Genomic DNA, 21,964 nt, shown 5'->3' on the forward strand with positions numbered 1-21,964 from the left:
TATTTTTTATTTCAAACGAAAGCGTTTACAGTTTGTTAATTTTATATTACCATACTTGTATACAAGTAGACGGAGGTAAACCATGATACCTAAACAATGGATGAATCAACTTTCAACAGGAGAGCAGATAGCATTAGATTTGAGGTATAAGATTATTTCTAAGCAGATTAAGGATGGAGAGAAGCTTTCAGAGAATACATTAGCTCAGATGTACAAGGTGAGTCGTTCACCCGTAAGAGATGCGGTAAAAATTTTATCTAATGATAAATTGATTCGTTTAGAACGGATGGGTGCAGTGATAATGGCTTTATCAGAAAATGATATAAAAGAACTTTATGACATGAGACTGATGATTGAAAGCTTTAGTTTTGAAAAGATCAGAAAAAAGGATATATCTAAAGTCGTACTGGAACTCCATAAGAAACTTGAAATGATGAAAGTAGCGGTTAAATTTAATGATGCTGCGGAGTTTGCTATGCAGGATATTCTTTTCCATCAGACGATGATCGAAAGTATTCACCATAAGCAATTAGAAAAGTTATGGATGAGCATTAAACCGACAATGCTGATACTGAACCTAATTTCGATGGAGGAAAGAATGAAGTTTAATAAAGGTGATTTTGAACGCATCTTTAAGAATCATCATGAATATATCACGACTGTTGAACAAAGAGATAGAAAAGGTTATAAAAAAGTACTTCATATGAATTTTGATGATGTTCATGAAGAAATAGATGATTTATTCTATTCTCAAACGAAGGAGGAAAATTAATGTTTAAAATAGGTGTAGATATCGGTACGACGAGTACTAAAGCGGTAATCTATAAAAATCAAGGTGAGATAGTGGGTGTACATCATGTGGAGTATCCATTATTAACACCTACTACAGATACAGCGGAGCAACATCCGAATGACATCTTTGAAGCGGTTTTAGAAACCATCCGTATGGTTGTGAAAAAAGCAGAAGCCGCTAAAAATGAGATTGATTTTATTAGCTTTTCTAGTGCAATGCATAGTTTGATCTTGATGGATGAACATAATAAACCACTTACTAATAGTATTACGTGGGCAGATAATCGGAGTTATCAGTATGCAGAAAAGCTGAATCGTGAACATGATGGTCTTGCTATCTACCACCGTACAGGGACACCGATTCACCCGATGAGTCCGTTGACCAAAATGTTATGGCTGAAAGAAACGGAAACCAAGCTTTATCAGTCGACTAAAAAGTTTATTGGAATAAAAGGTTATGTGTTCTATCAACTCTTTAAGAGATATATCGAAGATTATTCAATATTAAGTGCCACGGGTATATTTAATATTCGCCAGCTTGATTATGATGATGCTGTGCTCGAGCTTTTAGAAATAGACAAAAGTCAGTTATCTGAAGCTGTAGATACGACGACACTGTTAACAGGAATAGATAAGCAATATGCGGATATCATGAATATTGATGTCAACACACCATTTGTTATCGGTGCGAGTGATGGTGTACTTAGTAATCTCGGTGTAGATGCATTTAAGCCTGGAGAAGTTGCAGTAACTATTGGCACAAGTGGAGCGATTCGCACAGTAATTGATCAACCGAAAACAGATAGTCAGGGGAGATTGTTCTGCTATGCTTTGACAAAGGACAAATGGGTCATTGGCGGTCCTGTGAATAATGGTGGTGTCGTCTTGCGCTGGATACGTGATGAATTTGCTTCAAGTGAGATTGAAACAGCAAAGCGTCTCGGTGTCGATAGCTATGAAGTATTGACTAAGATTGCTGAACGCGTGCCACCAGCGAGTAATGGCTTGATCTTTCATCCTTTTCTTGCAGGAGAACGTGCGCCACATTGGAATGCAAATGTGCGTGGCTCATTCTTTGGATTAACCCTCTCGCATAAAAAAGAGCATATGATTCGTGCGGCACTTGAAGGTGTCATCTTTAATCTCTATACAGTTTATATTGCGCTTTCCGTATTGATGGATGAAGAAGTAAAGACATTAAAGGCAACAGGGGGATTTGCAAAAAGTGCACTATGGCGACAGATGATGTCCGATATTTTTGAACATGAAGTGATTGTACCGGAGAGTATCGAAAGTTCTTGTCTCGGTGCTTTTATTCTCGGTCAAATTGCAATTGGAGAAAAAGATAATTTTGACCATGTCAGCGCTATGGTCGGTGCAACAAAGCCACATCAACCGATTCAGGAAAACGTATACATCTATCGCGAGGTATTACCGATTTATATTAAGATGACACAACAATTGATGGAAACATATGATGACATTGCTGCGTTTCAAAGAAAATATGAAAAGAGGGAAATATAATGGATTTTATCGTACAACAATGGCCGTTATTTACAGTCGCTATAGCTATTATTATTCTACTGGTCTTAATTATGGGACTCAAACTTAATACGTTTATATCATTAATCATCGTCGCTTTTTTAACGGCACTTATGCTAGGGATTCCTTTAGATAAAGTCGTCGCTACGATTGAAGCAGGAATGGGTGGGACACTTGGACATATTGCGCTCATCTTTGGTTTAGGTGCTATGCTTGGGAAGTTGCTTGCTGATGGTGGGGGAGCAACGAGAATTGCACATACGCTCATCGATAAATTTGGACTAAAACATATTCAGTGGGCTGTTGTTGTGGCATCCTTCATTATAGGGATTGCACTATTCTTTGAAGTCGGTCTTGTATTACTGATTCCGATTGTGTATACCATTGCGAAAGAAACGAAACTACCCGCACTTTATTTAGGTATTCCTATGGCTGCAGCACTTTCTGTAACGCATGGTTTCTTACCGCCACATCCTGGACCGGTCATGATTGCAAAAGAATATGACGCAAACCTTGGTGAAGTATTAATATATGGCTTTATCATTGCGATTCCTGTAGCAATCATTGCAGGCCCGTTATTTACAAAGTTTGCAAAGAAAATTACGCCGACAGCATTCACACGTGAAGGAGACATCTCGTCTTTAGGTAAAAACGTGAATTTCAAAATTGAGGAAACACCAGGATTTTTCATTAGTACACTTACAGCATTATTTCCTGTATTATTAATGCTGATTTCCACAATTGTTAAATTAATGGTAGAAGCACAAGGAATAAATGTAAATGGATTGATCAAGGCCATTTACCTAATTGGTGATGCATCTACTGCCATGCTGATTTCAATATTGATCGCTGTAATCACAATGGGTCTCTCTAGAGGGCGCAAGATGAAAGATGTGATGCAGTCGGTTACAGATGCAATCTATCCAATTGGGATGATGATTCTGATAATCGGTGCAGGTGGCGCATTTAAACAGGTATTGATTGATGGTGGCGTAGGTAAGCATGTCGAAACATTATTTACGCATTCAGACTTTTCACCGATTCTGTTAGCTTGGCTTGTTGCAGCAGTACTTAGAATTGCATTAGGATCTGCGACAGTTGCTGCGATTTCTACGACAGGTATCGTTATTCCGTTGCTTGAAGCGTCTGATGTGAATTTAGCATTGGTTGTTCTTGCAACAGGTGCCGGGAGTGTCATCGCATCACATGTGAATGATGCAGGATTCTGGATGTTTAAAGAATATTTCGGGTTATCCATTAAAGAGACAGTGCTGACATGGACGCTTCTAGAGACGATCATATCTGTGAGTGGTCTCGTCTTTATTATGATTTTCAGCCTGTTTGTATAATCAAATCGCTCGTAAATGTAAGTTGTAAACTGTATAATCATTATATAACACTAATTAAATGAGGGATTATATGAACAATTATTATAATGCACAACCTGTGACACGCGCATCAGCGTATCGTCAAACGTTTTTATTCTTTATGTATTACTGGATTATCTTTGCGGTAGGAACATATTTAGGACAATTTGTGCCAGCGGGATTAAGATTTACGGTTTCTATGGCAATTTTTGCACTTGTAATGTTATCGTTATTCGTGCGTGCTTCACGTAAGTTTGGATTCTTAATTTCTAACTTAATGGCGTTTGGGATGGGGATTGTAAGTTACGGTACATTTATGTACTACATGTCAACGTTAGGTGAAGCTGCATTCTATCAAAACGTTGCACTTGCTGTAGGGGCATTCTTAGCCTTTGGTTTAGTTGGATACTTTGTAGTAGGAGATGCATCTAACTTAGGGCGTCTATTATTCCCAGCATTAATCGCATTAGTATTTGCAAGTTTCTTAGGCATATTCATTCAAATTCCAATGTTCCAGATGGTGATTACAATTGCAGGACTTGCAATCTTCTTCTTGTATACAGTATATGACTTTAACCGTTTAAAACAAGGAAACTTCTCACCACAGGAGATGGGATTTAGCTTATTTATCAACCTATTGAATATCATTTTAGATATTTTACGATTAGCAAGTATTTTAAAAGATTAAAGGCATGCGCCTTTAATCTTTTTTGTGTAATGAAGGATTAATGTGTATAATAATGACATAAATTATTGAAAGAGAAGTGTATATTATGGGTCGTAAATGGAACAACATTAAAGATAAGAAAGCTGCAAAGGACAAGGATACAAGTAGAATCTATGCGAAATTCGGTCGTGAAATCTATGTCGCAGCAAAGTCTGGAGAGCCAGATCCTGAATCGAACCAAAACTTGAAATTCGTTCTTGAACGTGCGAAAACATACTCTGTACCGAAACATATTATTGATCGTGCTATCGAGAAAGCTAAAGGCGGTGCAGAAGAGAACTACGATGAACTACGCTATGAGGGATTTGGTCCTGGTGGTTCGATGTTAATCGTAGACGCCCTTACAAATAACGTTAACCGTACAGCGAGTGACGTTCGTGCGGCGTTTGGTAAGAACGGGGGGAATATGGGGGTATCCGGTTCAGTAAGTTATATGTTTGATAATACTGCAGTGTTTGGATTTGATGGTAAGAGTGCAGATGAAACGCTGGAAATTCTGATGGAAGCAGATATTGATGTACGCGATGTAATAGAAGAGGACGGGCACGTTATTGTCTATGCAGAACCTGATCAATTTGCAGCAGTACAGAATACATTGAAAGAAGCAGAGATTGAAGAATTTACTATAGCCGAACTTTCAATGGTCCCTCAGACTGAATTAGACTTATCCGATTCGGACTTAGAAGTATTTGAAAAGTTAGTAGACGCGATTGAAGATTTAGAAGACGTACAGACTGTACACCATAATGTAAATGTATAATTTGTAAGCACTGAAGCGATTTCAGTGCTTTTTTAGGAGGAATTATGAATAAACAGGATTTTATAGAGACATTGCAATTACAACCACATCCAGAAGGGGGCTATTACTATGAGACATATCAATCTGAACTTAACATAGATGATAAAAGACTATATACAAGCATCTATTTCTTGCTAGAGTCAGGAAATATTTCACACTTTCATCGTATACAGTCGGATGAACTGTGGTATTTCCATGCAGGTGATTCACTGACGATTCATATGATTCATCCTGATGGGAGTTATCAGTCTGTTAAACTTGGGCTCGATGTGAAAAAGGGTGAAGTGCCACAATATCTAGTACCAAAGAACACGATATTTGCATCTACAGTTGAAGGAGAAGATAGATGGAGTCTCGTTGGCTGTATGGTCGCACCAGGATTTACATTCGAGAGCTTTGAACTGTTTACGCAAGATGAACTGATAGAGTGGTACCCGAGACACCAAACGATTATCGAAAAATATGCATTAAAGCACAAGGGGAATGTATAATGAAAAACAAAAAAATTACGCCATTTATGATGTTTAATGGAAAAGCAGAAGCGGCAATTGAATTTTATACCGCTGTATTTCGTAATAGTGAGATCATTTCTATGATTAAGTATGATGAACAAGGACCAGGTGCACCCGGGACGGTGAATCATGCAGTGTTTACAATTCATAACGAACAGTTTATGGCAATTGACAACGCGAATGGTACAGATATTCCTTTTACGCCGGCGCTAAGTTTTGCGGTTGAATGCGAATCTGCTGAAGAGATTGAATTCCTATATGATCAGTTAAAGGAGGATGGACAAGTGCTGATGGAACTTGCGCCGATGCATCCAGTGTCAGAGAAGTTTGCATGGGTAGCTGATCAGTTTGGTATCAACTGGCAATTAAACCTATCCATTGGATGATAGCACCTTATTGATAAGGTGCATTTTTTTATACTTACTTTAATATTTGTTATGATGAGAGAAAGGAGCTGAGGGTATGGATTTAGGTTTAAAGGGTAAAGTAGCTATAATTACAGGTTCAAGTAAAGGTATCGGTAAGGAAACTGCGACGGTATTAGCTGCAGAAGGTGCTCGTGTAGTGATTGCTTCCCGTCATGAAGACGAACTGATTAATATTGCAAAGGAAATTAAGGAGCAAACAGGTCAAGAAGTATCTTATCAAGTATGTGATGTTACGAAGGAAACGGACTGTAAACAATTTGTTCAAAAAGCAATCGATACGTATGGAAAGCTTGATATACTCATCAATAATGCAGGAAGTGCGTTTGCTAAAAATTTCGAAGATGTTTCGCTGGATGACTGGCAGGATGATCTTGACCTCAAACTATTCGGTGCGCTTCATATGTTACATGCAGCATTACCAGAACTTAAGAAGAATGGGGGCGCCATAGTCAATCTTACAGCCATTGCTGGCAAAAACCCTCCAGCCGATACAACACCAACCTCTGTCACGCGTGCAGCAGGACTTGCATTGACGAAGACATTAAGTAAGGATCTTGCACAGTATAATATTCGTGTGAACGCTGTATGTATCGGTCTGATTCGCAGTGGTCAGATTGAAAAACGCTGGCAGGAGGAAGCACCTGAAAAGCCTTGGGAAGAATATGCAAGAGATCCTAAGTTTGAAATTCCGATTGGTCGTATTGGTGATACTAGAGAAGCGGCGAATGTCATTTCATTCTTAGTAAGTGATGCAGCAAGTTATGTTACGGGTACTGCTGTAAATATCGATGGTGGTAAATCACCAAGTCTTTAATGAAGATAGCATCGGGATATTTCCTGATGCTATTTTTTTGTCAAAAGGTTGACGAATGCTGTATTAAGTGTATTATATTATATAGTACAGTTAATACAGTAGAACGGAGAGGTTTTATGATATCAATCGACAATAGGAGTCGTATTCCGATATATGAGCAGCTTATCAATGGATTTAAGCTTCAAATTATGAATGGCGTTCTGCTACCGGATGAAAAGCTGCCGTCCGTGAGACAGCTTGCGCAAGAGTTAACCATTAATCCGAACACTATTCAAAAGGCATACCGTGAACTAGAACATCTAGGTTACACCTATTCAGTCCCAGGTAAAGGAAGCTTTGTAAACACCATTCAAAATGAGATGAATAAGGAGCGCATCAACATGTTAACAGAGACATTGCATAAAACAGTGCAGGAATTACTATTTCTAGGTCTGACGAAAGAAGAGATTATAGCAGCAATTGAAAACATGAGGGGTGAGCACGATGACAATCAAACTGAATAAGGTCAGCAAGTCATTTGGAAAGTTCAAAGCGGTGGATGAAGTTGACTTAATAATAAAGCAAGGTTCAATTCAAGGGTTACTTGGAAGTAATGGGGCAGGTAAGACAACATTGCTCAAGCTAATTGCAGGTATCTATAAAAGTGATACTGGACAGATTACAGTAAATGATATGGATATATTCGAAGACATCCATTATAAGGCGCATATGATCTTTATCTCTGATATTCCTTATTTCTTTGGACATGCGAGTCTGGATGAGATGTCTGAGTTCTATAAAATGATGTTTCCCGATTTCAGTGAAGAACGATACAAACAGCTTGTAAAAGTGCTTAATATGAATCCATCTAAGAAGATTGCAAAGTTATCAAAAGGTATGCAGCGTCAATGTGCATTTATACTAGCGATTGCAGCACGTCCTAAAGTTATGCTGCTGGATGAACCGTTTGATGGATTAGACCCGATTGTCAGACATACAATCAAGAACATCTTGATTCAGGATGTTACTAATCATGACATGGCTTTGTTCGTGTCTAGCCATAATTTAAGAGAAATGGAAGATTTCTGTGATGCGGTAACTTTGATGCATGAAGGACGCGTATTGATGACACGTGACCTTGATGACTTAAAAGGAAATGTAGCTAAAATACAGATGGCTTTCAGCACATTACCTGATGAATCATTCTATAAAGGGATGAATGTTATCGAGAAAGTGACTAAAGGACGTGTAGTTACTTGTATCGTAAAAGACAACCTAGACAGAGTAGAAGAATATATTACAACAGCAGATCCACTGCTCTATGATATATTACCGCTCACATTAGAAGAAATCTTTACATATGAATTGGGAGGTTACGGTTATGCAATTGAAAACATCATTGTGGAATAAAGCGCTGTTCAGAAACTTATCACGCAATATCATGTTTTTGACGGTAATTAATATCATCTGTACATTTATTTTAGTGCCGTTCTCCTATTTTATGATGGATGTTGAAGGTACGAATAATATTAGTAAGTATATTATCGGCTCATTAAATACAGCAGGGCTATATTTCTTTGGCGCAATGATTTATGCAGGATTAAGCGGTATTTTTATTACCTATTTCTTTAAAGGGCAAGGTGCATCTGACTTTATTCATAGTCTGCCGATAAAACGTTATCGTATTTTAAATACAGTTTACCTAACATATTTTACGCATGTGCTCCTCAATTTATTGATAAACGGTGTTATCACATTAATATTCGGGATTAAATTTAATGGCATAAATATTGAGAAAGTGCTGATATGGGTGCTGTTAAGTTTACTCATTCATCTGTTTATCTTTAGTTTAACTGTATTGTTAGGCTTATTGATAAATAATTACTTAAGTCATACTGTTGGGACGATAGCACTGCTTATTTCCCCGGTAATTATGGGAACACTAATCTATACAACGCATATGGTATTATTCAAAGGTCTTTCGGAATATCCTACTGTGCTGCTTAATGATATTACGATACCTGTAAAATTTATGGAATTCGTGATTGCAGATCGCTATCACTTTGTCTATTTGGTCGTGGTGTTTGTAATATCAATCGTCATGATTGCACTTTCTTATTATGCATATATGCGACGTAAGAATGAGCGCATCAATGAACCTTATGCGAATCAGTTTATCTATTTGATTATTTATTTTATTATGCTGTTTATAGCGACCATGCTAGGAGGATTGATATTCAGCTCATTATTTAGTGAGATGAAGATTATATCACTCATCATCTATGCAATCGCATTTACAGTTGCGTTCATACTAATGGAAATGATTTCACAAAAGTCTGCTCGAATCACTTTCGATAAGCGACTTTATATCACTTCGTTCGCGATTGTAGCTGCTGCGTTGATATTAGTTTTTATTTCAGGATATATGCGTGAACAATTTATACCTGATAAAAAAGAAATCTCATCTGTCGCAACAACTTTTGAAGATGCTAATCAAATATACATGAATCAAAGTTTGCTGAACGATACGAAAGTAAGCAATCAAGCATTTATTGATAGTGTTGTCGATGCGCATAAACAATTAAAGAACGCAAAAAAAGGTGTATATAACAATGATGTAGCAGTCCGTACGATACATATTCAGTATATTATGAATAATGGTCGAGTAGTTGATAGAAATTATGAAGTCTTTGAAAAAGATTATGATAACTACATTAAGCGTGTCAATACAGAAGACAATATGAAAGCGCTAGTCACTGCACTTGATCTTAGTAAGCATAAAAAAGATCAAATTTCTATTACCCATGAAGTGAATAACGATTCATTTACGGGTGACAGCATGAATAACAAACAAAAAGAAAAGCTTATAAAAGTTCTGGAAACAAGTATTAAAGAAAGAAGTTTTAATTCAAATCTTGAAGCAGGAAAAACAAAGTATAGTATTACTTTCGATTATGAACATGTTAAATCGAATGGAATGGTTACCGAGTCTGGAAGTTATGACGTTCCGATTTCGATATACGATACGAAGTTAATACAATTTCTAATTGATGAGGAAATCATCTCTGAGCCGAGTGATGTACTAAAAGATGGCAACGTATATGAACTTCCACGAAAAACATCTTTTGAACATGTCAGAAATATTGAAACGATAAATGAAGTAAAAGGTGCGAAAAAAATAGACAGAAAAGAATTTAAACGCATGGTAAACGCACAGCAGATTGATTCAAAAGGGCAACGAATCTTCGTTATTGATAGCCCGGAAAAATCATTTATATTTATAAAATAAGCAGGGAACTCCCTGCTTTTTGTTATAATTTATATGAGGAGGTGTGCTATGGCGACAAAAAGGAAAGCAGTTCAGACAAGAAAGCAATCTACAGCTAAAAAGCGTCCTGTGAATAAAATGCGTAAGACAAAAAGATCAAGGTCAAAGTCAAAGTTTAAATTCAAGCATTTCGTTATTCTAGGATGTATCATTTATATATGCAGTGTCATCTATGGTGCGTTCAAACCATTGCCAGGCGGCGTCAGCAAATGGTTTGAATCAAGTAAGACAAATGATGTGAAACTACTTGTAGACAAAACGTATGAGAAAGAAAATCATATGTATTATAACCATGAAATATTCAATGAACAGTTGAAAACGATTCAAGAAGCAGATGATTTTATCATTTTAGATATGTTTTTATTCAACAATACATATGACGGACAAAAAAAATTCACAAAGCTGACAGAAACACTGACGCAAGCATTGATTGATAAGAAAAAGGAAAGTCCCAATATTCGCATCTACATGTTGACAGATCCCATCAATTCTTTTTATGGAAGCTATACACCAGAGCACTACAGAAAATTGCGCGATAACGGTATCGTACTCTATGAAACGAACCTTGTGAAACTAAGAGATTCCAATCCACTTTATTCCGGGTTATGGCGTCCGACATTAAGATGGTTCGGTAATAATGAGAACGGAATAATCACTAATATATTTTCTAAGGACGCACCAAATGTTACTGTAAGAGGATTCGGCAGATTGTTGAATATGAAAGCGAACCATAGAAAAACACTGGTCACTGAAGATGCAGCAATAATCTCAAGTAGTAACCCCCATGATCCGAGTGCCCATCATCAGAATATTGCAGTAAAAGTGACAGGTAAGCTACAGGAAGATTTGATAAAAAGTGAAGTGAGTGCACTTAATATGAGTGGCAGTAAGCTGTCCGCAAGTGACTTTAATATTACGCACCGTGCATATAGTAGTGACATGGACTATACTACAACACTAGTCACAGAAGGTAAGATTAAAGCTGCACTGCTCGAACAGATCAATATGACGAAAACGGGAGATCGTGTGAAGATGGGGATGTTCTATCTTTCTGACAGAGATATCATTAAAGCATTGATAAAAGCATCGAAACGAGGTGTCGGGATTCAGATGATACTGGATGTGAATAAAGAAGCATTTGGTAAGGAAAAACCTGGTATTCCAAATAAACCGGTCGCACATGAGCTAGTATCCAAATCAAATGATAGGATTCAAGTAAAATGGGCGGTAAGTCATGGTGAACAATTTCATGCGAAGTATACGTTATTCCAATATAAAGATAGTAAGACGAGTACACTGGTACTCGGTAGTGCTAATCTGACACGTCGTAATGTTGGGGACTACAATATGGAGACAGATGTTATTATTAGTGGACGCAGTGATCTTCCGGTCTTCCATCGACTGAATCGGGAATTTAGTGCGATGTGGAATAATGAACAGGCTTATGTTACAGACGATTATGAAGTGAAGAAAGATCCGTCATTTATTAAAGATGTCATATACAGAGTCCAAGAATTTACAGGAATATCAAGTTTCTAATATAAAAAAAGTTGAGTAAATTCTGAAAATACATTGACTTATAAATCTAACCCATGTAATATAAAAAACAACTTAATCATATTTTATCAAGAGAGACAGAGGGATATGGCCCGACGAAGTCTCAGCAGCAGACTCTTTAGAGAGCACTGTGCTAATTCCATCAAGCTTTAGCTTGGCAGATAAATGTTGACCGTCAAACGCTCATTTAGCTCAGGCTAAGTGAGCGTTTTTTATTTTAAGGAGGAAAGAATGAATGGGAATTATTGAAGTACGAGACGTGACGAAGGTTTATCGCACGAAAAAAGGTGACATCAATGCTTTAGACCATGTCAGCTTAACTATTGAAAAAGGTCAGGTCTTCGGTATTGTAGGATATTCAGGTGCGGGTAAATCTACTTTACTTAGACTGATCAATCGACTTGAAAAACCGTCGACAGGTCAAGTGTTTGTTGAAGGTAATGAGATTACAGCATTGAAAGAAAGTGCGCTTAGAAAACAGCGACAGAATATTGGAATGATCTTTCAGCAGTTCAACTTATTTAAATCGAAAACAGTCAGTGATAATATCCGATATCCATTAAAGCTGACAAAGAAATATAGCAAGCAGGAAATTGAGGCGCGAGTGGATGAACTCTTAAACTTTGTTGGCCTGAGTGACAAGAAAGATGACTATCCAAATCAACTTTCAGGAGGACAGAAGCAGCGTATTGGTATTGCAAGAGCCCTTGCAACTGAACCGGATATCTTATTATGCGATGAAGCAACGAGTGCCCTGGATCCAGAGACAACAGACGATATCCTGGAATTACTCAAGAAAATTAATCAGCGGCTCAATATTACGATTGTTATTATTACGCATGAGATGGAGGTCGTCAAAAAGATTTGTGATGAAGTGGCTGTAATGGAAAAAGGGAAGGTTGTTGAGCAGAATAAAGTGTTCGAGTTATTCACTTCACCGCAACATGCAACAACAAAACGATTTGTCCACAGTGTGCTGAATGATGATATCCCTAAAGATATTGACATTAGTAATCGACGTTTATATCGTTTTATATTCAATCATGAACAAATATTAAAACCGGCACTAAGTGAAGTTGGACGTCAGTATCATGTAGATTTCAATATTTTATACGGCGGTATAACGGAGTTAACCGATAAGTTATTTGGTAATTTACTGATTGAAGCGGTCGGACAACCAGAACATATAAACAGTGCGCTAGACGATCTCATACAAAAAGGCATTAAAGTAAAGGAGGTTGAAGGATTTGAAAACTGATATTACGACGTTCTATCCCGTTATTATCGAACAGACAATTAATACACTGATTATGGTTGCGATCACGTTAATCTTTGCAACGCTCATTGGACTACCAATTGGTATACTGCTTTATGCAACAGCAAAAGGTAATATACTCGAGAATAAAGTAGTGAACAGTATATTGAACGCCATTATTAATACGATACGCCCAATACCTTTCATCATATTTCTAGTAGCATTGATTCCGATAACCCGAATTCTAGTCGGGACATCTATTGGCATCTGGGCAGCAATATTTCCGATGACACTTGCAGCCTCGCTTTCTATCGCTCGAATTGTAGAAAATAACATCGTGTCTGTAGATAGAGGAGTCATTGAAGCAGCTGAAGCGATGGGATCAAGCAAGTTCGACATACTGTTCAAAGTACTCATCCCAGAAGCTGCAGGCGCTTTAATATTAGGTCTTACATTTACAACTGTATCTTTAATAGAATTCTCAGCTGTGGCAGGACTTGTTGGTGCAGGTGGAATTGGATATTTAGCATTTACTTATGGATATCAAAGATTTGACGTGCTGATCATGTTTATAACAGTCGTCATTCTGATTATATTAGTACAGATTACACAATTTATCGGTAACAAAGTAGCAAGCATATATACAAGTAGATTATAAAAGGAGAAAAGAATATGAAAAAATTATTGGTATTATTATTATCGTTAGTGGTTGTACTTGCAGCATGTGGAGGAAAAGAGGATAAAGATAAGACAGTAAAAATCGGTGTTACAGGTATAGATTCAAAGGTATGGGAAGTTGTTAAAGAAGAAGCGAAAAAAGAAGGCATTAATATTGAGTTTGTAGAATTTCAGGATTACACAGCACCAAATAATGCTTTGAATGAAGGTGAAATCGATTTAAACGCATTCCAGCATTTCGCATTCTTAGACCAATTTAAAAAGGATCATAAATTAGACCTTTCAGTTGTAGGGACTACAGTATTTGCACCACTAGGTGTATATTCAGAAAAAGTAAAAGATATTAAAGATATCAAAAAAGGTGAAACAATCGCAATTCCAGATGATGTAACAAATCAAGCACGTGCACTTCGCTTATTAGAAGCAGGTGGACTGATTAAGTTATCAGATGACTTCGGATTATTTGGTGGCCCAGATAAGATTAAAGAAAACAAGTTAAACCTTAAGATTAAACCGATTGAAGCACAGCAGACACCACGTGTATTACCAGATGTTGCAGCAAGTATTATCAATAACGGTGTTGCAGCGCGTGCAGGATTTAGTCCGCAAGATGATCCAATTTACTTAGAAGATTCAAATAGTGAAAATGTTGCACCGTATATCAATGTAATTGCTGCACAGACGAAAGATAAAGATAACAAGACATATAAAAAGATTGTAGAACTCTATCATTCAGATAAAGCGAAAGATGCATTGAAAGAAGACACAAAAGATGGCGAAATTGCGAAGAACTTAAGCGCAGACGAAATTAAGAAAATTGAAGAAGGATTAAAATAAAAGGACGTGACACGAGCGTTCAGATACGAGTAAAATCATGAAAAGATGGCAAAAAATGGTCTATGTTTTGGGCCATCTTTTTGATTTATTGAAGTTTCTGCTCGTGGAACGCTGAAAATAAAAGGACGTGACACGAGCGTTCAGATACGAATGAAATCATGAAAAGATGGCTGGAGATAATTTTCCAGCCATCTTTTTAAGATTAGCGATTAATTTTCATGATGTTATTATGAATAATCTTGCTGATAACTTCAGGAGGTTCCGGACAATCATTTTGTAACCAGAAATACAACACACCGAACTGGCCCCCTAATGTGTAACTGATAAAATAATCAGGATACTGAAGACTAGCAGTTGTTTCAAGGACGTGCATATAATTATTGCGCCAATTTGATAATAATTTCTGTGTAAAGTTTTGTGCAGGATGCAAGGTGAGTAACACTCTGAAGAATTGTCTGTGCTCATGAATATACTGGAATATGTGTTCAAGGTATTTTTCTATTGATGATTTTTTGTCTCTCTGTAAGTGAAGGTCCTGCAGATCAGTATATAATATTGATTCTAGATGTGAAATATGTGAATCTATCATGCTATCCAGTAATGCGTATTTGTCTTCAAAATAAGCATAGAAAGTAGAACGATTAATACCAGCTTTATTACATAGCATCTTTATCGTTATTTCTCTGAATCGGTGTTCTTCCAGCAATTGTATTAAACTGTTTTCGATTAACTGTTTTTTGTCCATACATGACTCATTTCTTCTTATTTAATAGTATTATCTATTTATTTTACTTAATTTCCAACAGATTCACAAATATTGTTGGTTGATTGTTTAGTAAATCATTATATAATATTGTTTATGCGAAAAATTGGGAGGAAGTAAACATGAAAAAATTAGTAATGATCAATATTTTAACTTTAATCATCTTAGCAGTGCTTGGCGTAGTCGCTTTTCACTTCTATGATGAAGCAACAAACTATGTAAAGACGGACAATGCGAAGATTGACGGAGAGCAAGTCTCTATTGCAAGTCCAGTTGCAGGTAAACTAGTTTCATTCAATAAAACGGTAGGCGACAAATTATCTAAGGATGACAAACTTGGTACTGTAGCAGGCGCTGGTCAAGACGGTAACCCAACTAAGGTTGATATTACGATGCCACAGGATGGCACGATTGTGAAGAAGCAAGCAACAGAAAATGGATTTGTAGGTGCTGGTACTCCGATTGCCTATGCTTACGATATGAATCAATTATTCGTTACTGCAAACATTAAAGAAACTGAACTTGACGGTGTTAAAAAGGGTCAGGATGTCGATGTATATGTCGATGGATATAAAGATACGACTTTATCTGGGAAAGTTGAACAAATTGGTTTAGCAACAGCATCTAGCTTTAGTCTATTACCTTCATCAAATGGTAATGCAAACTATACGAAGGTAACGCAAGTTGTTCCAGTTAAGATTGAACTTTCAAAAGGAAAATCGTTAGACATTTTACCAGGAATGAATGTAACTGTACGCATTCATAAAAACTAAGGAGGTTATCGTATGACCTCGATGATTATTTTATACAGCTTATTTTCTTTGCTGACATTCTTCGTCGTTAATAGAGTAATGCTTAAAAGAAAGCGCAAAGCTCAGCATCGTTCTATTCAAAAACAAGATAAAAAAGTATATGAACCAATGTCAAACGCACAAGTTAAACCTACAACTGCACCGAAAATAAATGAATCACATATACAAGATGAGAAAATGAAACAGGAAATAGATGTCAATCGTCCTGTACATGAACAGGTGAAAAAGCCTGAAGCACTTGTAACGTTCGGTAAAGGTATCACTTTGGCGAAGATTATTACTGCGCTCATGGCGGGGATGTTCGTTGCAATATTAAATCAAACGTTAATAAACGTGGCACTCCCTGTTATGATTAATGACTTCAGTATTTCTACTTCAACTGCACAATGGTTAACAACAGGGTTTATGCTTGTAAACGGGATTCTCGTTCCTGTCAGTGCTTATTTGATTCAGAAGTTTACGTATCGTCAGCTCTTTATGTTTGCGATGATTGCATTTACAATAGGTTCTGTTATCTGTGCCATAAGTACGAACTTCCCTGTAATGATGACAGGTCGTGTAATTCAGGCGGTTGGAGCAGGAATCTTGATGCCACTTGGAACAAACGTATTTATGACAGTCTTCCCGCCTGAGAAACGCGGAGCTGCAATGGGAATGATGGGGATCGCCTTCATTCTTGCACCTGCAATTGGACCGACATTAACGGGTTGGGTTATTCAGAACTATCATTGGAATGTGATGTTCTATGTGATGTCTGTTGTAGGAATACTCGCAATTATTATCGGTTTCTTCTGGTTCAAAATCTATCAACCGATAAGTAATCCTAAGCTAGATGTCCCTGGTGTCGTATTTAGTTCACTAGGATTTGGTAGTTTGCTTTATGGCTTTTCTGAAGCGGGGAATAAAGGCTGGGATTCAGCAACTGTAATTACAATGATGATCATTGGACTCTTATTCGTTGCATTATTTGTTTATCGAGAAATTTCTATGAAAGCTCCGATGATGGATTTACGTGCGTTAAAGTATACAGGGTTTTCATTTACATTGCTGATCAATGTAATTGTAACGATGAGTTTATTCGGAGGTATGTTACTTCTGCCTGTATATCTTCAGTCTATTCGAGGTTTTTCTCCTTTAGATTCAGGATTACTACTATTACCTGGCTCGCTACTCATGGGACTCATGGGACCTATATCGGGTCGTCTGCTTGATAAATTTGGAATTAAGCCGATTGCGATATTTGGATTATTTATTATGACGTATGCAACATGGGAACTCACAAAATTGAGCATGGACACTTCTTATTCAACGATATTAGGTATTTATGTACTGCGTTCTTTCGGTATGAGCTTTATTATGATGCCCATTATGACTGCAGGTATGAACGCATTACCACAAAGAATGATTCCGCATGGCAACGCCATCAGTAACACGGTACGTCAGCTTGCAGGGTCTATCGGTACTGCTGTACTGGTTACGATTATGACACAACAGACCACAGCACATGTCGGTGATATTTCGAATACAATGGATAAGACGCATCCAGAAATTGCAGGACAGTTTGCTGAGATTGGTCGCAGTGTCGGATCACAAGAAGCGGGTGGTCAACTTGTAATGGGATATCTTCAGAAGGTCGCAACAATCAATGGTATTAACGATGCCTTCTGGGTAGCGACAGCGCTAAGTGCACTGGCATTTATACTGTCCTTCTTCTTAAAAGGAAAAGAACATTATCGTGCTGAAGAGCTTTGATTAAAAATAAACAAGTAAGGCATAATTATTTGTCATACTTGTTTATTTTTATATAATAAAGAATAAGGAGTGAGGCGATATGAAGACAAAGTACATTGATAAAAGAAGTTGGCGTCGTCTCTTAAAGAAACATTATAAGGAAATTCGTGTCAGTGATGAGTGGTTTGATGGGATAATCGGTGAGATTGAGATGATAAAGGTAAAGTCACCGCTAGAAATTAAGGTTATCGATCAAAGCATTGTAGTAGCTGACAACGGGTTTCGCTGGTTGCAAATCTTACCGAAAGATAAGCACTATAGCATTACTGTAATGTATGATGCACAAGATAAGCCGCTACAGTATTACTTCGATATTAATGATGAGAATATTGTGGAAATGGGTGAGGCAAGAACCCATGATCTCTATCTTGATGTACTTGTATTACCTGACGGACGCTATGAACTAGTAGATGAGGCAGATGTGAAACGTGCACTGAAAAAGCAGGTTATTACGCAGGCGCAATATGAACTTGCCTATAAGACTGCTCAAGAAGTGATGGATGAAGTGAAAGACAACTTCATATGTTTTGAACAGCTCGCAAGCAAGTGTAAAGCCGAAATTAAAACGGAAAGGACATAGTCGTCCTTTCCGTTTTAATTTTATTCAACGCATTTTAACCTGAAATGTAGTCTCCACCATTGATATGAATTGTTTCACCAGTGATATAAGATGCATCGTCACTAGCAAGGAATACATATGCCGGTGCAATCTCGCTTGGTTGCCCGCGACGTTCGAGGGCGGTTTCCTGTCCATGTTTCTCTACCTTTTCAGCAGGAAACGTTGCAGGAATGAGCGGTGTATAGATTGGTCCTGGTGCAACAGCATTTACTCTAATGCCTTCTTCTGCTATGTTTTGTGAGAGTGAACGTGTAAATGATGTAATCGCACCTTTAGTAGCAGAGTAATCAATTAATGTTTTAGAACCTCTATAAGCAGTCACACTGCTCGTATTAACAATGGCATCACCTTTAGAAAGATGCGGTAGTGCAGCTTTAGTAACATACATCATACCGAATATATTCGTTTCGAATGTTTCTTTAATCTGATCACTAGAAATATCAAGTAAACTTTCTTGTGGATACTGTACGCCTCCATTATTCACAAGAATATTTAAACTTCCGAATTCCGATGTAACATCTGCGATTAATTGATTACATTGTTCTTCTGATTTAAGATCGAAAGCATAGGCCTTTGCTTTAACGCCAAGTGATTCTAGACGTGCGACTGTATCTTTGGCGTCTTCATGTTCGTTATAGTACCCAATCGCAATGTCTGCACCTTCTTTTGCATAACATATGGCTACAGCACGACCTATACCTGAGTCACCACCGGTAATAAGCGCGACTTTCCCTCTTAATTTATCTGATCCTTTATATTTATCATCTTCTGCAATCGGTTTTGGATCCATTTCTTTTTCGATACCAGGCTGTTCGGGTTGTGTATAACCTTTAATTTCTTTATCGATCTTTTCATATTTGTTCATTATGACTCCTCCTCAAAATAATAGTAATAATTAACTATTCCTTTTATGTGACCCTTTAAAACATTGTGTAAAATTTATGTTAAAATCAAAATGAGGTGTTTATGATGATAGATGCACATATTCATATCAATCAGTATAGCGATAAAGATATTCAAGATATCATGTCGCAAAATATACAATGTGTTGCCGTTGCAACAGACTTGAAGAGTTGCTATCGACTACTTGCACTTAAGAATGAAAATATTCATATTGCTTTAGGGTATCATCCTGAGCAGCGCATTGATAAAAATGAAGTAGAAGAAATTCTTCGCTTAATCGATACGCATCATCATGAGATTGTGGCAATCGGTGAAGTGGGCTTGCCGCAATATTTAATGCGTCAGGATCAATCGATAAAATTGCAGCCGTATATTGATATATTGGAAGCATTCATGAATAAAGCGAGAGCCCATCAACTCCCTGTCATACTCCATGCTGTCTATGACGATGCGAGAATAGTGATGGAACTCTTAAGAGAATATCAAATTCAAAAAGCACATTTTCATTGGTTTAAAGCAGATAAAGATGTATTGGAAGAGGTTTTAAATAGTGATTACATGGTCAGTGTAACGCCTGATATTCTATGGAATGTAAAGACCAGAAGAGTAGCCCAGGCTTTCCCGCTCCATCGACTCATGATAGAAACGGATGGTCCGTGGCCGCACGAAGGGTTTGAAGCAAAAGAGATTAAATCGCAGCTTTCTGCTATAATAAAGGAGCTAGAGCTGTTTTATCCGAGGGCAGAAAACATAGAATCTATTATGACGTATAACACGAAAGCTTTCTATCGAATTTAAGATTGAGGATATAATATGAAAATAGATGATTACAGATTACTTGTAGCTTTGGATGAGGAAGAGACGCTTCGTAAAGCTGCTGAAACTTTATATATTTCTCAGCCCGCAGTCAGTCAGCGACTCAAGACCATCGAGAACGACTGGGGCACGGAAATTTTTATTAGAACGAAGAAGAAGCTGATTGTCACAACACACGGCGAAGCGATTATTAATCACGCACGTAAGATGCTGAAAGAAGAGACAAATCTTAAAGAAATGATTCATTCTTCTGAAGGTGTGGTGAACGGGAACCTGTCAATTGGTGTATCCTCGCTGATTGGACAGACAGTACTACCGGCTGTACTTGAACGTTTTGTACATGAGTATCCTAATGTGAAGATTCAGTTGCAGGTTGGTTCCAGTACACGCATTATGAATAATCGTCATGACTTCCACGTGTCCGTTATACGTGGAACAAAGATAATGAACCTCCATAATGAACGACTGATGCAAGAAAAGCATTATTTTATTTATCCGAAGGGTAAGAAGGATGTATTAGATACATTACCGATGATTGAATTTCAGGCAGATCCGGTCTATTTGAAAGAGATAGAACAATGGTACACTGAGTTATTCAACAAAGAATATGCACCACAGATAAAGACAGATCAGATAGCGACGTGTAAGGCACTCCTATTAAGTGGGGTAGGGATGACTGTACTTCCTGAAATTGTAGCAGAAGATATTGATCGTAAAGAGTTTGAAGTTAAGCTTGTCGAGGCACATGGACAGGAATTATTAAGGGAGACATACATATCCTATGAGAATGATATATTGAGCCTCCCTCAGGTGAGTGCGTTTATCGCATTATTAAAAGAAGTCGTCAACGGCTTATGAATTGAAAGAGGATAGCAAATGGATATTGAGAATGTAATGCAAAAAATAGAAGACCAATCCGAAATCATCAAGCTGGGCGAAGATTTTTCTTATTTATTTAAAGAATATGAGATGGGCTTATTAGAATTAAAAAGTGATATAGAGGTCATCGACTTAGAATGGCAGGCGAAGTATGGTTATTCTCCATTTGAATACATAAAGACACGTATTAAGTCACCCATCTCACTACGTGACAAAATAAAACGAAAAGAAATAGACTTTAATTTAAAGAGCATACAGGAGAATATATTTGATATTATTGGTGTAAGAACCGTTACAACGTTTGAAGACGATGTCTATAAAATATATGATATTTTAAAGGGACGTAATGATCTTAAAATTGTACGTGTGAAAGATTACATAAAAAATCCGAAACAAAGTGGCTATAAAAGTCTGCATCTAATCGTTGAAACAGAACTAGTGCTCTCTGAAGGTGTGAAGTGGGTCCCTGCAGAAATTCAGATTCGCACATTAGCCATGGATTTCTTCGCATCTACAGAGCATAAGCTACAATACAAATATAATACCAAGAAATTAAATGACAGCATACGCCGTGAACTGAAGGAAGTCGCGGATGTTTCAAGTGAACTGGATCGTAAGATGACAGAAGTGCGTAATACCATATTATTAGATTAAAGATTCGCAGTACGAAGTCACTGGTATATGATATGAAAAGATGACAGGAGTATTTCCAGTCATCTTTTTAGGTTGATCGGCTACATCATTAAGTCGCAGTTCTCACATAAAA

The 21,964-nt window shown here is 37.3% G+C and carries 23 protein-coding genes and 1 riboswitch; of the genes, 21 read left to right on the top strand and 2 right to left on the bottom strand.

The features are described from left to right. Positions 1-82 precede the first annotated feature (82 nt). The 15 genes from KYI10_02170 (at position 83) to KYI10_02240 (ending at position 14,615) form a co-directional block, all read left to right on the top strand. Positions 83-772: a GntR family transcriptional regulator gene (locus KYI10_02170; GenBank protein ID QYA33265.1), complete on the top strand. Its 690-nt coding sequence runs from the start codon at positions 83-85 to the stop codon at positions 770-772. Beyond that, a complete protein-coding gene (gene gntK / locus KYI10_02175) occupies positions 772-2,316 on the top strand; it encodes a gluconokinase (protein ID QYA33266.1) in 1,545 nt (514 codons plus the stop codon). Before KYI10_02170 ends, gntK begins: the two co-directional genes overlap by 1 nt. After that, entirely contained in the window at positions 2,316-3,683 is a 1,368-nt protein-coding gene (locus KYI10_02180) for a gluconate:H+ symporter (GenBank protein QYA33267.1), read from the top strand. Before gntK ends, KYI10_02180 begins: the two co-directional genes overlap by 1 nt. A gap of 70 nt (positions 3,684-3,753) precedes the next feature. Continuing rightward, on the top strand, positions 3,754-4,389 hold the full coding sequence (locus tag KYI10_02185) for a Bax inhibitor-1 family protein (protein ID QYA33268.2): 636 nt from the start codon (positions 3,754-3,756) through the stop codon (positions 4,387-4,389). Between the two features lie 85 nt (positions 4,390-4,474). Beyond that, positions 4,475-5,188 (top strand): YebC/PmpR family DNA-binding transcriptional regulator, encoded by a 714-nt coding sequence (locus KYI10_02190; protein QYA33269.1) that lies wholly within the window; start codon positions 4,475-4,477, stop codon positions 5,186-5,188. 44 nt (positions 5,189-5,232) lie between these two features. Beyond that, positions 5,233-5,718: a cupin domain-containing protein gene (locus KYI10_02195; GenBank protein QYA33270.1), complete on the top strand. Its 486-nt coding sequence runs from the start codon at positions 5,233-5,235 to the stop codon at positions 5,716-5,718. Then, the gene (locus KYI10_02200) at positions 5,718-6,125 is read left to right on the top strand and encodes a VOC family protein (GenBank protein ID QYA33271.1); all 408 of its coding nucleotides are present in this window, start codon (positions 5,718-5,720) and stop codon (positions 6,123-6,125) included. Before KYI10_02195 ends, KYI10_02200 begins: the two co-directional genes overlap by 1 nt. A 76-nt stretch (positions 6,126-6,201) precedes the next feature. Beyond that, positions 6,202-6,981 (top strand): SDR family oxidoreductase, encoded by a 780-nt coding sequence (locus KYI10_02205; protein QYA33272.1) that lies wholly within the window; start codon positions 6,202-6,204, stop codon positions 6,979-6,981. A 116-nt stretch (positions 6,982-7,097) separates the two neighbouring features. Then, on the top strand, positions 7,098-7,484 hold the full coding sequence (locus tag KYI10_02210; protein ID QYA33273.1) for a GntR family transcriptional regulator: 387 nt from the start codon (positions 7,098-7,100) through the stop codon (positions 7,482-7,484). Then, positions 7,465-8,370: an ABC transporter ATP-binding protein gene (locus KYI10_02215; protein ID QYA33274.1), complete on the top strand. Its 906-nt coding sequence runs from the start codon at positions 7,465-7,467 to the stop codon at positions 8,368-8,370. Before KYI10_02210 ends, KYI10_02215 begins: the two co-directional genes overlap by 20 nt. Next, positions 8,342-10,249, top strand: a complete 1,908-nt coding sequence (locus tag KYI10_02220) for a hypothetical protein (protein ID QYA33275.1) — start codon at positions 8,342-8,344, stop codon at positions 10,247-10,249. Before KYI10_02215 ends, KYI10_02220 begins: the two co-directional genes overlap by 29 nt. A gap of 48 nt (positions 10,250-10,297) precedes the next feature. Beyond that, positions 10,298-11,827 carry a phospholipase D family protein gene (locus KYI10_02225; protein QYA33276.1) on the top strand — a complete coding sequence of 510 codons (1,530 nt, stop codon included), beginning with the start codon at positions 10,298-10,300 and terminating at the stop codon, positions 11,825-11,827. A gap of 80 nt (positions 11,828-11,907) precedes the next feature. Beyond that, positions 11,908-12,013: riboswitch (SAM riboswitch) on the top strand. 73 nt (positions 12,014-12,086) lie between these two features. Then, a complete protein-coding gene (locus tag KYI10_02230) occupies positions 12,087-13,103 on the top strand; it encodes an ATP-binding cassette domain-containing protein (GenBank protein ID QYA33877.1) in 1,017 nt (338 codons plus the stop codon). Further along, the gene (locus KYI10_02235) at positions 13,093-13,758 is read left to right on the top strand and encodes a methionine ABC transporter permease (protein QYA33277.1); all 666 of its coding nucleotides are present in this window, start codon (positions 13,093-13,095) and stop codon (positions 13,756-13,758) included. Before KYI10_02230 ends, KYI10_02235 begins: the two co-directional genes overlap by 11 nt. Positions 13,759-13,772: 14 nt before the next feature. After that, entirely contained in the window at positions 13,773-14,615 is an 843-nt protein-coding gene (locus tag KYI10_02240) for a MetQ/NlpA family ABC transporter substrate-binding protein (protein ID QYA33278.1), read from the top strand. 202 nt (positions 14,616-14,817) lie between these two features. On the opposite strand, the gene KYI10_02245 is transcribed toward KYI10_02240, so the two are convergent. Beyond that, positions 14,818-15,360: a TetR/AcrR family transcriptional regulator gene (locus KYI10_02245; GenBank protein QYA33279.1), complete on the bottom strand. Its 543-nt coding sequence runs from the start codon at positions 15,358-15,360 to the stop codon at positions 14,818-14,820. A 140-nt stretch (positions 15,361-15,500) separates the two neighbouring features. Here KYI10_02245 and KYI10_02250 point away from each other — a divergent pair, with 140 nt between their 5' ends. From KYI10_02250 to KYI10_02260, 3 genes are all read left to right on the top strand, one after another. Further along, positions 15,501-16,151, top strand: coding sequence for an HlyD family efflux transporter periplasmic adaptor subunit (locus KYI10_02250; GenBank protein ID QYA33280.1), 651 nt, complete (start codon positions 15,501-15,503; stop codon positions 16,149-16,151). Between the two features lie 12 nt (positions 16,152-16,163). Further along, positions 16,164-17,942, top strand: a complete 1,779-nt coding sequence (locus KYI10_02255; GenBank protein QYA33281.1) for a DHA2 family efflux MFS transporter permease subunit — start codon at positions 16,164-16,166, stop codon at positions 17,940-17,942. 79 nt (positions 17,943-18,021) lie between these two features. Beyond that, positions 18,022-18,561, top strand: coding sequence for a DUF402 domain-containing protein (locus tag KYI10_02260; protein ID QYA33282.1), 540 nt, complete (start codon positions 18,022-18,024; stop codon positions 18,559-18,561). Between the two features lie 34 nt (positions 18,562-18,595). On the opposite strand, the gene KYI10_02265 is transcribed toward KYI10_02260, so the two are convergent. Beyond that, positions 18,596-19,465, bottom strand: coding sequence for an SDR family oxidoreductase (locus tag KYI10_02265; GenBank protein QYA33283.1), 870 nt, complete (start codon positions 19,463-19,465; stop codon positions 18,596-18,598). A gap of 101 nt (positions 19,466-19,566) precedes the next feature. Between KYI10_02265 and KYI10_02270 the strand changes: the two genes are divergently transcribed. Genes KYI10_02270 through KYI10_02280 form a run of 3 tightly spaced genes read left to right on the top strand, consistent with a single transcriptional unit; the run spans position 19,567 to position 21,852 of the window. Beyond that, positions 19,567-20,301, top strand: a complete 735-nt coding sequence (locus KYI10_02270) for a TatD family hydrolase (GenBank protein QYA33284.1) — start codon at positions 19,567-19,569, stop codon at positions 20,299-20,301. A 15-nt stretch (positions 20,302-20,316) separates the two neighbouring features. Next, positions 20,317-21,177 carry a LysR family transcriptional regulator gene (locus tag KYI10_02275; protein QYA33285.1) on the top strand — a complete coding sequence of 287 codons (861 nt, stop codon included), beginning with the start codon at positions 20,317-20,319 and terminating at the stop codon, positions 21,175-21,177. A gap of 18 nt (positions 21,178-21,195) precedes the next feature. Next, positions 21,196-21,852, top strand: a complete 657-nt coding sequence (locus tag KYI10_02280; GenBank protein QYA33286.1) for a GTP pyrophosphokinase family protein — start codon at positions 21,196-21,198, stop codon at positions 21,850-21,852. The last annotated feature ends 112 nt before the right edge of the window (positions 21,853-21,964 follow it).

It is taken from the genome of Macrococcus sp. 19Msa1099 (assembly GCA_019357535.2).
Classification (GTDB): domain Bacteria; phylum Bacillota; class Bacilli; order Staphylococcales; family Staphylococcaceae; genus Macrococcoides; species Macrococcoides psychrotolerans.